Raw genomic sequence first — 14,572 nt, forward strand, 5'->3', positions numbered from 1 at the left:
ACGACCACAACACCGGCCCGCCTCCGAGGAGTTGACCATGCCGAGCACACAGAGCAACCGGGGAACGAAGAACAGCTCAGGTCCGAAGAACGCCAGGAGCACCGCCCGCGCGCTGCTCGCCGCCGCCCTCCTCCTGGGGGTGGCCGCGGGGCCCACGGTGCTCCCGGCCACCACCGCGACCGCGGCCTCCCCCACCGCTGCCACCTGGTCGCGGTCACCGGCGCGGACGGACCCCGGCCTCGCCACCGCCATGGAGGCCGCCGTCGCCGGGCTGCCCTCCGCCGACGCCACCGCCGCGCTCGTACGGGTCGGGGGGAGCGAGGGGGTGTGGCGCGGCAGCTCGGGCGTGCGCGACCTCACCAGCGGACGGGCGGCCGATCCGAAGGGCCGCTTCCGGGCCGGGTCGGTGACCAAGGTGTTCACCGCGGCCGTGGTGCTGCGCCTGGCCGCCGAGGGGAAGGTCGACCTCGACCGGAGCGCCCGCTCGTATCTGCCGGAGCTGGTTCCGGCGTCGTACGGCGGTGTCACCGTCCGGCAGTTGCTCGACCACACGCACGGCATCCCGGCGCCCGACTTCCCGTGGACGACCGTCGAGGGGGCGTACGCGAACCGTTTCCAGGTCCACGACCCCGAGGAGATGGTGCGGTCGGCGACGGCGAAGGAACCGGAGTTCGCGCCGGGGGACGAGCAGCACTACCTCAACATCGGGTACACGGTCGCCGCGCTCATCGTCGAGCGGGTCACGGGGGACACGTACGAGGACCAGCTCGCGCGGCGCGTGCTGCGGCCGCTCGGGCTGCGGGACACGTACGTCCCGGGGGCCGATCCGCGCATCGTCGGCCCGCACAACCACGGGTACCAGCGGATGACGCTCGACGACGGGACGACCGGGCTGCGGGACGTGACCGTGTGGGGTGCGACGGACGCGTGGGCGGCCGGGGACCTCGTCTCGACCACGGCCGATCTGGAGCGGTTCACGAAGGCGCTGTTCCGGGGGCGTGTCGTGCCGCGCGGGCCGGTGCTGGAGGAGATGTTCACCGTGCCGCAGGTGCCGGACCACACGACGGGCCGGCCGGCCGAGTACGCCGTGGGGCTGGCGCGCAAGGTGCTCGGCGGGCGTGAGGTGTGGGGCAAGACCGGGGGCCGCTGGGGCTACAACAGCGCCATCGCCTCCACCCGCGACGGCTCCCGCACCCTCGTCTACAGCGTCAACTCCACCGACGCCAAGGGCAGCACCATGAACAAGGTGGCCATGAACGTGATGGTGGCGGCGTACGGGATGCCGTCGTAGCGGGGCTCGGTGTCGCCCAACTGTCCTATGCAATGAGCCAGTTCAGCTATGCGGACCAGTTCGACCACTAGCATCTGCGGCATGCGAATGCGTCGGAGCCATGACAGCAGGGGCCGGGCTCGGGAACAGGCTCAGGACCAGGACCGGGATCCCCGCGCCGACACCTATCCGATGCCGAGCGTGCCGTACGGGTGGTACGCCGTGCTGCGCAGTGCGGAGTTGCCGGCGGGGAAGGTCGTCGCCCTGCACTACTTCGGGCGGGCGCTGATCGCCTTCCGCGGGGCGGACGGGCGGGCCGCCGTGCGGGACGCGCACTGTCCGCACTACGGCGCGCATCTGGGCGTCGGCGGGAAGGTCGTGGACGGGACGGTGCAGTGCCCGTTCCACGGGTGGCGGTTCGGGGCGGACGGGCGGTGTGTGGAGGCGCCGTTCGCCGTCCGGACGCCCAGGGTGTCGATCGGCGGCTTCCCGGTGCGCGAGCACAGCGGGCTCGTCCTCGTGTACGTCGGACCGGACGGGACGGACGCGACGGACGCGACGGACGGGCCGGACGCGATGGGCGTGATGGGCGCGATGGGCGAACCCGCGTGGGAGGTGCCGGAGATCGAGGAGGCGGGGTCGCGGCGGTTCGCCTCGCCCGTCGACGACACGTGCCGTGCACGGATTCACATCCAGGAGATGCGCGAGAACATCGTCGACGAGTCCCACTTCCACTTCATCCACGGGCAGAGCGAGCCGCCGGTCCAGGAGTGGCGGCAGGACGGGCCGTTCGCCGAGGCGCGCGGGACGATCAGCCGGCGGGTGTTCGGGTGGGACATCCACAACACGTTCGACGCGTTCATGTACGGGCCGGGCGTGATGGTCGTCCGGGCCCACGGGCCGGTGCTGTCGGTGACCGCCGTCGCGCTGAGCACGCCCGTCGACGACCGCACGAGTGAGCTGCGGATGCTGTACTACCTCCGTAAGCCCCGCCGACTCCCCTTCCTCACCCCGCTGTTGAAGCTCGTCTTCCGGGCGGAGGCGCTGGGCGAGGTGCGGGAGGAGGTGCGGATCTGGGACCACAAGATCCATCAGGCCCGGCCGGTGCTGCTGCCGCACGAGAAGGGGATCAGGGCGCTGCGGCGGTGGTACGCGCAGTTCTATCCGGCGCCTCCCGGCGGGGCCACCCGGTCCGGGGCGGGCGAGGCCGAAGGCGCCGGCATGGGGAAACACGCTGTCGAGGCGGCTCGGTCGGAGGTTTAGGTTCGCCGACGGAGTCCTAAGCTCCCGGCATGGAGCGATCCGAGATCATGCAGCGCGTCGTCGGGATTCTCACCGAGGCGGTCGAGGTGCGGCGGCAGACCCGCGAGAACCCCGGTGTCGAGGTGGCGTTGACGGGGGCCGTCTCCGCGCTGCTCGTGGAGACCCTGCCCAAGATCGAGCTGCCCGCCGACGCCTCCGCCCAGGAGGCCGCGCACATCGTCACGGAAGCCCTGGCACCGGCGATCGTGACCCTGGCCAACTGCTTCTCGTACGCCTTCGTCCAGCTCGCCGAGGTGCACGACGCGGGGCGGACCGACACGTCGGCGGCCGACGTCCTGCGGGCGCTGTCCCTCCAGTTGGCCCGGCGGGACGGGGAGTAGGGACGCGGAGTAGGGAGTTCGTTCCCGGGAATTAACCCGCGGCCTCTTGGCGACTCCCCCTCTACGCGCGTAACTTGAGCCGCCTCCCCCCACACCCTCGCTTCGGCGTACCCGACGCCCGATGCCCGATGTCCGAGGAGACCCTCAGCCGTGCCCATGTCCGACAGATCCGCAGGAAGCGGCGCCCGTGCGCGCCGCGTCGCCTATCCGCTGATATCCGTGGGCGCGGCCGGCGCCCTCGCGTTCGGTGTGCTGCCCGCCGCGTTCGCCGCGCCGTCGGCGAGCGCGGTGATCGGGGAGGTGTACGGCGGCGGAGGGAACTCGGGGGCGACCCTGGTCCGGGACTTCGTCGAGCTGGGGAACGCCGGGGCCGGGGCCTACGACCTGGCGGGCTACAGCGTGCAGTACCTGCCCGGGTCGCCGTCCGCGTCCTCGCAGTGGCAGGTGACCGCGCTGAGCGGGTCGATCGCGCCCGGCGGCCGGTATCTGATAGCCGAGGCGGCGGGCACCGGCGGGACGACCGCCCTGCCCACCGCCGACGCCACCGGGTCGATCGCGATGAGCGCGACCAGCGGGACGATCGCGCTGGTCGCCGGGACCACCGCGCTGGCCTGCAAGACCGCCGCCGACTGCGCGGCGGACGCGCGGGTCGTCGACCTCGTCGGGTACGGCAGCGCGGTCGTCCGGGAGGGCGGCGGTCCTGCCGCCGGCGCCTCCAACACCGCCTCCGTCGCCCGCGCCGCCTCCCTCGCGGACACCGACGACAACGCGGCGGACCTCGCCGCCGGTACGCCGTCGCCGGTCAACTCGGCGGGCCAGACGCCGGGTTCGGGCGGCGGCGACGGTGACGGCGATGGCGGCGGGGAAGGCGGCGGGTCCACCGAGCCGGGCCCCTTGCGCGTGCACGACATCCAGGGCACCACCCGGCTCTCCCCGCTCACCGGGCAGACCGTCACCCGGGTCCCCGGCATCGTGACCGGCGTACGGAAGTCGGGCTCGAAGGGGTTCTGGATCCAGGACCCGCAGGCCGACGGCGACCCCCGTACCGGTGAAGGGGTGTTCGTCTACACCGGGTCGGCGGATCCGACGGTGGCGGTCGGGGACGCGGTCCTCGTCAGCGGCAAGGTCACCGAGTACTACCCGAGCAGCACCAGCCAGTCGGTCACGGAGATCACCGGCCCGACCGCGACCGTGCTCTCCGGCGGCAACGCGCTGCCGCCGGCCGTGACGCTCGACGCGTCGACCGTGCCGGACGCGTACGTCCCCACCGCCGGCGGCGGCATCGACGCGCTGCCGCTCGAACCGACCGTCCACGCCCTCGACCTCTACGAGGCGCTGGAGGGCTCGCGGGTGCAGGCATCCGACACCCGGGTCGTCGGCGCGACGACGGAGTACGACGAGGTGTGGGTGACGGTGAAGCCGGAGGAGAGCCCGACCGCGCGCGGCGGCACGCTCTACTCCTCCTACGACCAGCCGAACACCGGGCGGATGAAGGTGATGTCGCTCGACACCGCCGCCGCCTTCCCGCAGGCCGACGTCGGTGACGAACTGTCCGGCACCACCAGCGGGCCGCTGGACTACTCCTCCTTCGGCGGCTACAACCTCCAGGCCACGCAGCTCGGCACGCTCGTCGAGGGCGGGCTGAAGGCCGAGCGGACCCGGCGGCAGAAGGGCGACGAGCTGGCGGTCGCCACGTACAACGTGGAGAACCTGGACGCGCTCGACGGCCAGGAGAAGTTCGACCGGCTCGCCGAGGGCGTCGCGGTCGGCCTCAGCTCGCCCGACGTCGTCGCGCTGGAGGAGATCCAGGACGACAACGGGGCGACGAACGACGGGACGGTGACCTCCGAGGCCACGCTGACCCGGTTCACCGACGCCATCCGCGCGGCCGGCGGCCCGCGCTACCAGTGGCGGTACGTCGCCCCCGAGAACAACAAGGACGGCGGCGAGCCCGGCGGCAACATCCGTCAGGTGTTCCTGTTCAACCCCAAGCGGGTCTCCTTCACCGACCGGGCCGGTGCCGACGCCCCCACGCCCACCACGGCCACGAGCGTGGTGAAGACCCGCAAGGGCGCCCGGCTCACCTACTCCCCGGGCCGGATCGACCCCACCAGCGACGCTTGGGACAGCAGCCGCAAGCCGCTGGTCGGCGAGTTCGTCTTCCACGGCGAGCAGGTCTTCGTCATCGCCAACCACTTCGGCTCCAAGGGCGGCGACCAGCCCCTGCACGGCCGCTACCAGGAGCCGGCCCGCTCCTCCGAGGCCAAGCGCCACCAGCAGGCCGCCGAGGTCAACACCTTCGTCAAGGACCTGCTCGCGGCCGACCGGAACGCCAAGGCGGTCGTCCTCGGCGACCTCAACGACTTCGAGTTCTCCGGGACCATGACCGCGCTCACCGCGGGCAAGGTCCTGAAGCCGCTGATCGGCACCCTGCCGGCCGCCGAGCGCTACACCTACGTGTACGAGGGCAACTCGCAGACCCTGGACCACATCCTGACCAGCCCGGCCGTCACGCACTTCGACTACGACGTGGTGCACATCAACGCCGAGTTCGCCGACCAGGCGAGCGACCACGACCCGCAGATCGTGCGGATCGACGTGGGCAGGTGCCGCCGGAACTGACCTCCGGCGACGGGGAACCCCCGGTCCGTTCCATGGGAACGGACCGGGGGTTCGCTCATGTGCGGTGGTGGCTCAGCCGAACATGCCCACCTGGTAGTCGCCCGCCGGCTGCCGCACCATGACGTTCAGCCGGTTGAAGGTGTTGATGAGGGCGATCAGCGCCACCAGGGCGAGGAGCTGGTCCTCGTCGAAGTGCTTGGCCGCGTTCTCCCAGACCTCGTCCGGGACACCGCCGGCCGCGTCGGCGATCCGGGTGCCCTGCTCGGTCAGCTCCAGCGCGGCACGCTCTGCGTCGGTGAAGACCTTGGCCTCCCGCCAGCCGGCCACCATGTGCAGCCGCTGGGCGGTCTCCCCGGCGTGCTCGGCCTCCTTGGTGTGCATGTCGAGGCAGTACCCGCAGCCGTTGATCTGGCTGGCCCGGACCTTCACCAACTCCTGGAGGGAGCGCGGCAGTTCCGTCTCGGTGATCAGCTTGTCGGCCCCGACGAGGTGCTTGACGATCTTTCCGGCGAAGGGGTTGGCGAACAGGTTCAGGCGAGCGTCCATGACGGGCTCCTCGTGTCGTCGTATGCGGTGACGACACAAGGACGGACCGGTCCCGGGCGGATGTGACATCGGCGCATGTGACGCCCGTCACGCACCTGGCCGCCGTGCCACGGCTACGGCAGGTCCGGGCTCTGGATCGTGCGGGTCGTGCCGTCGGTGAAGGTGAGGGTGGTCGTGCCGGTGATGAGGCCGTCGGGGTCGCCCTCGGGCCACCAGGCGGTCCAGCGGCCGTCCTGGAGGGTGGCCTGGACGGTGTGGCCCTGTTCCCGGAGGGTGACCTTCTCGACGTCCGAACCGACGGATCCCACGGCGTAGTTGACCTGGCCGGAGCCCTCGCCCCGAGCGCCGTAGGTGTCCAGTTCGATGCCGTCGGCGGGGAGGTCGAGCGCCGGGGAGACGGCCATCGTGATCCCGGCGCCGTCCGAGGAGGCCAGGCAGTACACCGCGTCGCCGCCCCGGCTGACCACCATCGAGGCCACGCTGCCCCGGATGTCCGCGTTGCTGACGCCGGCGGGACCGGGGCCGTAGTCCTTCGTCATGTCCAGGCAGACCTTCTCGGCGGCCGAACCCTCCGCGCCGGCCGAGTCCAGACTGCTGGGGGTGCCGGTCCAGCTCGCCAACTCGGCTGAGGGCAGGGGGCCTTGGTCGCCGATGCCCGGCAGGCCGGAGAGTCCGCCCGTGGCGGTCAGCACGGCGAGGCCGGCCGCGAGCGCGCCGGCCAGGGTGAAGGAGAGGCGGCGGACGAGGGGCCGACGGGGGGCGGGACGGACCGAGCGGCTCGCGGGCCCGGTGTCGAGGAGGATCGCGCGCAGCAGCGTCTCCTCGCGGTCCATCTCGGCGGCGGTCCGCTCGGTGCGGGGCGCGGCGTCGAGGGGGGCGAGGCGGGCCAGCAGGGTGTCCTGCGGGGCGGGGGTGTCGTGCGTGTTCTTGTTCATGTCTCAGGGGCTCCTGTCCGGAAGGCTCAGAACGTCGTGGCGAGGGCGGGCGTCGTCGCGTCGGCGGTGCCGAGGCGGGCGGCGAGGCGGCGCTTGGCCCGGGTCAGGCGCATGGCGTACGCGGCGCGGGTGCAGCCGAGGACCTTGGCCGCGTCCTTGGCGGAGAGCTGCTCCCACGCCTGGAGGGCCAGCACCTCCTGGTCGGCCGGAGTGAGCGCCTGCCAGGCGGCGGCGAGGTCCATCCGGCCGCCCACCAGCGTGGCCGGGTCGGCGGCCCGGGTGCTGCCGCCGGTCTCGACGGCCTGCTGGACGCGGACGGCGAGCGCGGTGTGCCGGCGCATGCCCCGGCTGTCGTTGAGCATCACCTTGCGGGCGGTGCCGAACAGCCAGGGCCGCGGGTCGTCGGGGAGTTCACGGCGCCTGCGCCAGGCCGCGAGGAACGTCTCGCCGACGATGTCGTCGACGTTCATGGGGTGGGCGCGACGGCGGACGAACCTCAGCACGTCCTCGTAGTGCGCCCGGTACACGTCCGTGAACTGGGCCGCTGTGGTGATGGGCATGGCTTCCTTCCGTGGCTTCTGCCCGTACGTGTCCAGGAGGGCCCGAGGTGCAACAGGTGCGACGGAGAATGTTCGTGGAGTGCCCGCACGGCCCCACGCGAAAGGGCCGGGCCCGCTCCGGGGAGCTGGATCCGGCCCTGGTCGCGGGCGGTGCGGCGGTCGGTCAGTAGAGGGCGATCCTCGGGTGGACCGTGCCCTGTGCCGCCGGGTCGGTGACGGTGACGCGGTAGACCTCGGTGAGGCCGGCGCCGGCCGGGAGGGTGCGCCGGGCGGTGGTCAGGTCGGTGAAGAGGGTGCCGGTCTGGCTGCCGAGGCCGACGGCCTGCCAGCAGCCGCCGGCGGTGCGGCGCTCGACGCGGACGTCCGCCGGGTCGAGGAAGGGGCCGGCGTCCGGCGACTCCACCAGGAGCTGCGGGGCGACGGTCCGGTCGGCCGCCGAGTCGTTGCGGTAGGTGACGGTGACCTCGTGGCTCGCGCCGTCCGCCGTGAGGGGGCTGGTGGCGAGGTCGACGAAGTCGACGGGTATGGACGGCGTCTGCGAGGCCGAGGAGACGGTGGCGGCGGGCTGCGGCGTCGCCGCCGCGGCGGGCCCCGCGAGGGCGAGACCGGCGGCCGCGACCGCCACGGCGAGGAAGGCGACCCTGAGACGGCTGTTCTTGACTGACACGTGCGCGGATCCTTCGTGATCGTGGGGGGTTCCGGCCGGGCCCATCACTGGATCACCGGCCAGGGACGTCACCCACAGTACGAAGTGATCGCCGCCGACGGTAACTACCGCCGGGTAGTGGAGAGATCGGGTGGAAAGTCGGCCACGGTGGCACCTCTCTGGCGCTTTTCCCCTCTTCTCCGTTAGACATGCTCCGGCCCCACATCGACCAGTGGGCTGCCGGAAGCACGGATTTCCCAGGGGGGAACACATCCATGACCATGTATCGGTCCCCATCGAGACGTCACTCCCGGCTCAGACTCGTCGGCGCCGCCGTGACCGCGCTCGTCCTCGCCGCGACGGGTACGGCTACCCAGGCGATGGCCGCGCAGAGCACCGGGCAGAAGGCGGGATCGGGGCAGACCCCGCCGCCGCCCGTGCCCACCCTCACCTGGGCCGACTGCCAGGGCGGGTACGAGTGCGCCAACGCCGAGGTGCCGCTGGACTACCGGGCGCCCGAGGGCAAGAAGATCACGCTCGCGGTCGTCCGCAAGAAGGCCGCCGACCCGGCGAAGCGCAAGGGCACGCTCTTCATGCAGCCCGGCGGCCCCGGCAACTCCGGCGTGGACTTCGTCCGCAACAACTACGCCGGTCTCCCCGCCGCCCTGCGTGAGTCCTTCGACGTCTTCGGCTACGACGTCCGCGGTGTGGGCCGCAGTTCGGCGCTCACCTGCTTCGACGACACCCGCTACACCAAGGCCGTCACCGACGCCAAGGGCGTCCCCGGACCGGACGCCTTCGGCCCCGCGCTGCGCGAGGCCGCCGAGTTCAACCAGGCCTGCCTCGACAACTCCGGCGAACTGCTGCCGTACGTCGGCACGGAGTACGTCGCCCGGGACATCGACCTGCTGCGCCAGGCCCTCGGCGAGGAGCAACTGACGTACTACGGACGGTCGTTCGGCTCGTACATCGGCACCGTCTACGCGGCGATGTTCCCGAAGCGGGTGCGGGCACTGACCCTCGACGGGGCCTACGACCCGTACAAGTACGCCTACCGCCCCTACGCGTACGACCGGGCCCAGTACCAGGCGCTGGACGGTTCGATGAGCCGCTTCCTCGACTGGTGCGCCTCCGACCCGGCGATCTGCGGCTTCGGCGACGGCGACCCGCGCGCGGCGTTCGAGCAGTTGAAGAAGGACCTCGACGCCAACCCCGTCACCACGGCGAGCGGTGGCAAGGCCAACGGCTACACCCTGGTCTACCGGCTGATGTTCAACATCAACGAGGGCAAGGTCATCTGGCCCTCCCTCGGCGCGGCGCTGAAGAAGGCGCAACTGCGGGACAACACCTCGTTCCTGCTGCGGCCGCCGTCCCCGGCGAGCTTCGACTTCCTCGGTCCGAACGTGGTCGTGGAGTGCGTCGACAAGGAGTACCCGAAGAGCCTGCGCAAGCTGGAGCGGAACGTCACGGCCAACGCGAAGGACGCGCCGCTGCTGGGCCCGGCCATGGCGTTCGGCCCGCCGACCTACGACCACCAGCACGCCACCGCGTGTGTCCAGTGGCCCGCCGAGAAGGTCAGCCGCTACGACGGCTCCTTCCGGGCCAGGGGCTCGGCGCCGATCCTGGTCCTCGGCACCACCGGTGACCCGGACACCCCGTACCAGGACGCGGTCGCGCTGTCCCGGCAGCTGGACAACGCCTCGCTGGTGACGTTCGACGCGGAGGGCCACACCGCGTTCGGCCGCAGCCGCTGCGCGACGGACGCCGTCATCGACTACCTCGTCGACCTGAAGGTCCCGGCCTCCGGCACCACCTGTGCGGACGAGACCCAGCCGCCGTCCTCGACCCCGAAGACGGCCCCGCCCGGCACGACCCTGAGCGAACTGCGCAACGGCGTCAACGAGCGCGTCGAGCGCATCGACGCCGTGAGCTGACCGGCTCGGCGCACTGCTCGACCCCATGGGCCCACGGCTCCATGGGCTGACCGACCGACACGGACCCCGGGGCGCCCGCCCCTCCACTCACGGCGAGCGCCCCGGGGTTCCGCACGTCTGCGACACGTCCGCGGCACGGCGAGCCGCACGCATCTGGGGGGAGCGGGCCGGTGGGGCTGCGGATCCACTTCACGTACGACGATCTGGCCAGGGTGATCCTGGCCGAGGAACCCGACCCGCTGTGGGAGGGGCTGCTCAGCCTGCACCTGCTGCAGAACCGGGACGGCCCCCTCGTCTTCGGCCGTTGGCGACGGGCGTCGCGCGGCCTCTTCGACCCGGAGCTGCCGAGGCTGCGCCATCTCGCCCCGCCGCGCGGCTACTCGGCGGACTTCCTGACCCCGGCCGGGGCGGCCGGAGGCCTGGAGGCGGGCCTCGACGCGATGCTCGCCACGCCCCGCGCCCGGCTGCGGACCGACCTGGCGGAGCTGTCCCTCGCCCGTCCCCTGCCGGGCTGGGCCAGACCGCTCGCCGACGGCGAACCGCAGGCCCTGCGCGGGCTCGCCGGCCTGGTCCGCCGGCATCACGAACGGTTCGTCGCCCCGTACTGGACCCAGGTCCGGGCCCGCTTCGACGACGCCAGGTCGGTCGCGGCCAGGGCCCTGCTGCGGTCCGGCTTCTCCGGTCTCGCGGCCGGGCTGCACCCCAGTCTGCGCTGGTCGGCGCCGGTGCTGCACATCGCCGGCGCACACCTCCAGGGCGACCTTCATCTCGACGGGCGGGGGCTGCGGATCATCCCGTCCTTCTTCTGCTGGCCCGGCCCGATCGTGCTGAAGGACGGCGCCCTGCCCCCGGTGCTCGTGCACCCGGTGACCCACGACCCGCGCTGGCTGGCGCCGCCGCCCGACGCGCCCGGTACCCACCAGGCCCTCGCCGCGCTGCTCGGCCGGGCGCGGGCCGCCGTGCTGGAGGAGGTGGCCGACGGCCGCACCACGAGCGAGGTGGCGGCCCGGGTGGGGCTCAGCCCGGCGACCGTCAGCCACCATGTGGCCGTGCTCCGGGAGTCGGGGCTGCTGACCAGCCGGCGGATCGGCGGTGCCGTGCTGCACACCGTCACCGTCCTCGGTGCCGACCTCCTCGAAGGCGGCACGACCTGCGGCATTCGACCACCCTCGAAAGCCGTGGCCCGCGCCGAACGATGACGGTGATCACGGGGCGCGGCGGCCCCGGACCCCACGATCCGGCGTGCCCGCACCCGGCCGAAGACCGGAGTCCGCGGTCGGCACCATGACCCTGGTGCCGGCCTCCGCGCTCACCTCCGGCACGGCCCAGGCGGCGCCGGCGTGGGGCGAGGCCCAGAACAGCCGGACCGGCGGCGCGGTCGCCCCCGTCCACGGCTCGGCCGGCGACGAGCTGGCCTCCTGCCCCGCGAACAACGGGGTGTACGCCGTGAACTGGGGCCCCGTCTACTCCCTCCGCAACTGCTGACCGAGGGAGTTCTCGACCTCCGGGTCGCCGAACGGCAGCGAGTCCAGGTCTCCGTCGAAGTCGGCGGGGACCAGGAGCTGGTGCTCCGGCGGCCCGGACGGCGCGGCGGGCCGGGGGTCGGGGCCGGTGAGGGACTGTTCGGTCCAGATGCACTTTCCGGTGGCCGTGTAGCGGGTTCCCCAGCGCTGGGAGAGCGCGGTGACCAGTTGCAGGCCCCGGCCGCCCTCGTCGGTGTCGCCGGCCCTGCGTATACGGGGCATGGTGAGGCTGCCGTCGAAGACCTCGCAGACCAGTGCGGGGCCGTGCAGGAGACGCAGCCGGACCGGGCCCTTGGCGTGACGGACGACGTTGCCGACGAGTTCGCTGGCGAGCAGTTCGGTGGTGGGCGCCAGCTCGTCCAGGCCCCAGACCGCGAGCTGTTCGCGGACGTGACGGCGGGCCTGTGCGGCGGCCCTCGGGTCGTCGAGGAGGGACCAGCAGGCCATCCGGTCGTCGGTGAGCGCGTGCAGCCGGGCGACCAGGAAGGCCGCGTCGTCGGCTGCCGCGTGCTCGGCGGGCAGCAGGCCGTGGGTGAGGGTGTCGCAGAGGCGTTCCAGGTCCGCGGCGGTGCCGTCCCGGTGGGCGGTGCGCAGCAGCCGTGCCAGGTCGGCCATGCCCTCGTCGATGCCGCGTCTCGCCGACTCGACGAGACCGTCGGTGTAGAGCACCAGCAGACTGCCCTCGGGCACGCTCAACTCGACCGTCTCGAAGGGCGGTTCGGCGGCGCCGAGCGGCGGGTCGGCGGTCCACTCGGGAAAGCGCACGGTGCCGTCGGGGAGGACCACGGCCGGGGGCGGATGCCCGGCCCGGACGAGGGAACAGACCTGGGTGGTGGAGTCGTAGAGGGCGTACAGGCAGGTGGCGTACGAGTCCTCGCCCATGGAGCCGACGATGTCGTTGAGGTGGCCCATGATCTCGTCGGGGGGCAGTTCGAGGTCGGCGAGGGTGTGCACGGCCGTGCGGAGGCGGCCCATGGTGGCGGCCTCGGACAGGCCGTGGCCCATGACGTCGCCGACGACGAGGACGACCTGGCCGCTGGAGAGCGGGATGACGTCGTACCAGTCGCCACCGACGTCCATGCCCTGCCCGGCCGGCAGATAGCGGGCCGCCGACTCGCAGGCGGCGAGGGCCGGCAGGTCCTGCGGGAGCAGGGCACGCTGGAGTTCGCGGGACCGGGTGTGTTCGAGGTCGTAGAGGCGGGCGCGTTCCAGGGACTGTGCGAGGAGGGCGCTGATCGCCGTCAGGAGGGTGCGTTCCTCGTCGGTGAGGCGGCGCGGCCGGTCGAAGGAGACGACGCACACGCCGAAGGTGTGGTCGGACGCGGTCAACGGCAGGAAGGCCCAGGCCTGTTTGCCCGAGCGGGCGGGCAGGTCGGCGTGCCGGGGCGCATGGGCGGCGAACTCCTCCGGTGAGGAGAGGAAGATCGGGGTGCCGGTGGTGACGGTGTCCCAGACCGGGCCGTACGGCGTCCGGGGGCGGTGGTTGACGAAGTCGACGAAGTCGGGCGCGTAGCCGACGGCGCCGACGTTGTGGAGCCGGCCGTTCTCGACGGTCTGGACGAGCAGACCACTGGCGGCGAACGGCGGCAGCACCCGCGAGGCGACCGCGTCGACGACGTCCTGCGAGGTGGTCGCCTTGGCGAGCGCGGCGGTCAACGCGGCGATGCGGTGGGCCCGTTCGGAGGCGGCGCGCTCGGCCTCGCGGCGCTCCTCCTCGTGCCGCCGTCGCTCGGTGACATCGGTGAAGTAGATGGTCCGGCCGTCGGGCCCGGGGACCAGGCGCAGATGGTAGACGCGGTCGCGGTCCGGCACATGGACGTCGAACCCGGCGGGCTTCTCCTCGGCGGCGGCCGCCCGGCAGCGGCTCTCCAGGCACGGCGTCTCGCGCACGGACGGCAGGTCCCACAGGTGCCGTCCGCGCAGCTCCTCCTCGGAGAGACCGAGGGTGCGTTCCGCGACCAGGTTGGCGAAGGTGATCCGCCAGTCGTCGTCGACGGCGAGGAAGCCGTCGCTCATGTGCCGCAGGGCCCGGCCGACCGCGTCCCGGGCGGAGCGCGCCTCGTCGCTCTCCCAGCCGACGCCGATGAACCGGTCGGGCGCGCCGTCCTCGTCGTAGGTGGCCCGGCCGCGGGCCCGGGTCCAGCCCCAGGTGCCGTCGAAGCGGCGTACGCGGTACTCCGCCTCGTAGACGCTGTGGTCGCGGATCGCCCGCTCGGCGGCGGCCAGGGTGGGCGGGAGGTCGTCGGGGTGGACGATCCGCATCCAGTTCTCGATCTTGCCGGTGAACTCGGCGGGCCGGGTGCCGTAGAGCTTCAGGGCGGCCTCGTCCCAGATCAGGTCACCGCTCTGGATGTCCCAGTCCCAGGAGCCGACGCTGACCTCCTTCAGCGCCTGCCGCAGCCGCTCGGCGTCCGGTTCGGCCGGGGCGGGGCCGGACGGCGGGGGTGCCTGGGCCATGCGGTCCTCGGTCCAGTCGACGACGGCACGCAGGAAGTCCCATTGCAGACCGGTGGGTTCGCCCCGGTCGCCGGTGAGGACGGTGAGCGCGCCGACCGTGCGCTCGCGGCCGGAGACGGGTAACGCGGCGAGGCCGGTGCCGGGCCAGGCGAGGGCCATGGAGCCGAGCGGGGACCACACCCCGCTGCCCTGGTGCAGGGCGCGGGCCGGGGGCAGCGGGCCCTCCTGGTCGATGATCTCCCAGGGGCGGGTCAGGGCGGACGGAAGGCCGGTGACCGACACCAGACGCAGGGCCGACATGGGACCCCTGAGATGGAACATCGCCCCGAGAGCGCCGAGTTCGCCGACCGCGTGCTGGAGCGCCAGCCGGAAGACCTCGCTCTCCGCGACACCGGGATCCACCGTGCTGAGCAGGGCCAGCCGTGCGTTCATACGG

12 protein-coding genes are annotated in these 14,572 nt (G+C 72.8%); 7 read left to right on the forward strand and 5 right to left on the reverse strand.

What is annotated here, in order from left to right:
- The first annotated feature begins 37 nt into the window (after positions 1-37).
- The 4 genes from HW837_RS02615 to HW837_RS02630 all read left to right on the forward strand — a co-directional run bounded on the left by HW837_RS02615 (position 38) and on the right by HW837_RS02630 (position 5,535).
- On the forward strand, positions 38-1,291 hold the full coding sequence (locus HW837_RS02615) for a serine hydrolase domain-containing protein (protein WP_045558677.1): 1,254 nt from the start codon (positions 38-40) through the stop codon (positions 1,289-1,291).
- A gap of 171 nt (positions 1,292-1,462) precedes the next feature.
- Positions 1,463-2,533 carry a Rieske 2Fe-2S domain-containing protein gene (locus HW837_RS02620; RefSeq protein ID WP_390623555.1) on the forward strand — a complete coding sequence of 357 codons (1,071 nt, stop codon included), beginning with the start codon at positions 1,463-1,465 and terminating at the stop codon, positions 2,531-2,533.
- Between the two features lie 29 nt (positions 2,534-2,562).
- Positions 2,563-2,913 carry a hypothetical protein gene (locus HW837_RS02625; protein WP_045558676.1) on the forward strand — a complete coding sequence of 117 codons (351 nt, stop codon included), beginning with the start codon at positions 2,563-2,565 and terminating at the stop codon, positions 2,911-2,913.
- Between the two features lie 156 nt (positions 2,914-3,069).
- Complete coding sequence (locus tag HW837_RS02630; protein ID WP_193382429.1) at positions 3,070-5,535, forward strand: endonuclease/exonuclease/phosphatase family protein; 2,466 nt, start codon at positions 3,070-3,072, stop codon at positions 5,533-5,535.
- A gap of 72 nt (positions 5,536-5,607) precedes the next feature.
- Here the strand turns inward: HW837_RS02630 and HW837_RS02635 are convergent, their stop codons facing one another.
- The 4 genes from HW837_RS02635 to HW837_RS02650 form a co-directional block, all read right to left on the reverse strand.
- Positions 5,608-6,081, reverse strand: coding sequence for a carboxymuconolactone decarboxylase family protein (locus HW837_RS02635; protein ID WP_045558674.1), 474 nt, complete (start codon positions 6,079-6,081; stop codon positions 5,608-5,610).
- 113 nt (positions 6,082-6,194) lie between these two features.
- Positions 6,195-7,016 (reverse strand): hypothetical protein, encoded by an 822-nt coding sequence (locus HW837_RS02640; RefSeq protein WP_193382405.1) that lies wholly within the window; start codon positions 7,014-7,016, stop codon positions 6,195-6,197.
- 26 nt (positions 7,017-7,042) lie between these two features.
- Positions 7,043-7,576, reverse strand: coding sequence for an RNA polymerase sigma factor (locus HW837_RS02645; protein WP_045558672.1), 534 nt, complete (start codon positions 7,574-7,576; stop codon positions 7,043-7,045).
- 163 nt (positions 7,577-7,739) lie between these two features.
- On the reverse strand, positions 7,740-8,243 hold the full coding sequence (locus HW837_RS02650; protein WP_193382404.1) for a hypothetical protein: 504 nt from the start codon (positions 8,241-8,243) through the stop codon (positions 7,740-7,742).
- A gap of 254 nt (positions 8,244-8,497) precedes the next feature.
- Here HW837_RS02650 and HW837_RS02655 point away from each other — a divergent pair, with 254 nt between their 5' ends.
- From HW837_RS02655 to HW837_RS02665, 3 genes are all read left to right on the forward strand, one after another.
- The gene (locus HW837_RS02655; RefSeq protein ID WP_045558670.1) at positions 8,498-10,156 is read left to right on the forward strand and encodes an alpha/beta hydrolase; all 1,659 of its coding nucleotides are present in this window, start codon (positions 8,498-8,500) and stop codon (positions 10,154-10,156) included.
- A 170-nt stretch (positions 10,157-10,326) separates the two neighbouring features.
- Positions 10,327-11,355 (forward strand): ArsR/SmtB family transcription factor, encoded by a 1,029-nt coding sequence (locus HW837_RS02660; RefSeq protein WP_193379410.1) that lies wholly within the window; start codon positions 10,327-10,329, stop codon positions 11,353-11,355.
- An 85-nt stretch (positions 11,356-11,440) separates the two neighbouring features.
- Positions 11,441-11,641 carry a hypothetical protein gene (locus tag HW837_RS02665; protein ID WP_045558667.1) on the forward strand — a complete coding sequence of 67 codons (201 nt, stop codon included), beginning with the start codon at positions 11,441-11,443 and terminating at the stop codon, positions 11,639-11,641.
- Here HW837_RS02665 and HW837_RS02670 read toward each other — a convergent pair.
- Complete coding sequence (locus tag HW837_RS02670; protein WP_093790751.1) at positions 11,620-14,568, reverse strand: SpoIIE family protein phosphatase; 2,949 nt, start codon at positions 14,566-14,568, stop codon at positions 11,620-11,622. The two genes, HW837_RS02665 and HW837_RS02670, sit on opposite strands and share 22 nt — an antisense overlap.
- Positions 14,569-14,572: the final 4 nt, after the last annotated feature.

Origin of the sequence: Streptomyces caniscabiei (assembly GCF_014930365.1) — a bacterium.
Lineage (GTDB): Bacteria > Actinomycetota > Actinomycetes > Streptomycetales > Streptomycetaceae > Streptomyces > Streptomyces caniscabiei.

What these genes read in the sequence shown, in the direction of transcription:
- HW837_RS02615 (WP_045558677.1), top strand. Translation starts at nt 38, where the DNA reads ATGCCGAGCACACAGAGCAACCGGGGAACGAAGAACAGCTCAGGTCCG.
- HW837_RS02665 (WP_045558667.1), top strand. Translation starts at nt 11,441, where the DNA reads ATGACCCTGGTGCCGGCCTCCGCGCTCACCTCCGGCACGGCCCAGGCG.
- HW837_RS02620 (WP_390623555.1), top strand. Translation starts at nt 1,463, where the DNA reads ATGCCGAGCGTGCCGTACGGGTGGTACGCCGTGCTGCGCAGTGCGGAG.
- HW837_RS02635 (WP_045558674.1), bottom strand. Translation starts at nt 6,081, where the DNA reads ATGGACGCTCGCCTGAACCTGTTCGCCAACCCCTTCGCCGGAAAGATC.
- HW837_RS02645 (WP_045558672.1), bottom strand. Translation starts at nt 7,576, where the DNA reads ATGCCCATCACCACAGCGGCCCAGTTCACGGACGTGTACCGGGCGCAC.
- HW837_RS02630 (WP_193382429.1), top strand. Translation starts at nt 3,070, where the DNA reads ATGTCCGACAGATCCGCAGGAAGCGGCGCCCGTGCGCGCCGCGTCGCC.
- HW837_RS02670 (WP_093790751.1), bottom strand. Translation starts at nt 14,568, where the DNA reads ATGAACGCACGGCTGGCCCTGCTCAGCACGGTGGATCCCGGTGTCGCG.
- HW837_RS02640 (WP_193382405.1), bottom strand. Translation starts at nt 7,016, where the DNA reads ATGAACAAGAACACGCACGACACCCCCGCCCCGCAGGACACCCTGCTG.
- HW837_RS02625 (WP_045558676.1), top strand. Translation starts at nt 2,563, where the DNA reads ATGGAGCGATCCGAGATCATGCAGCGCGTCGTCGGGATTCTCACCGAG.
- HW837_RS02655 (WP_045558670.1), top strand. Translation starts at nt 8,498, where the DNA reads ATGACCATGTATCGGTCCCCATCGAGACGTCACTCCCGGCTCAGACTC.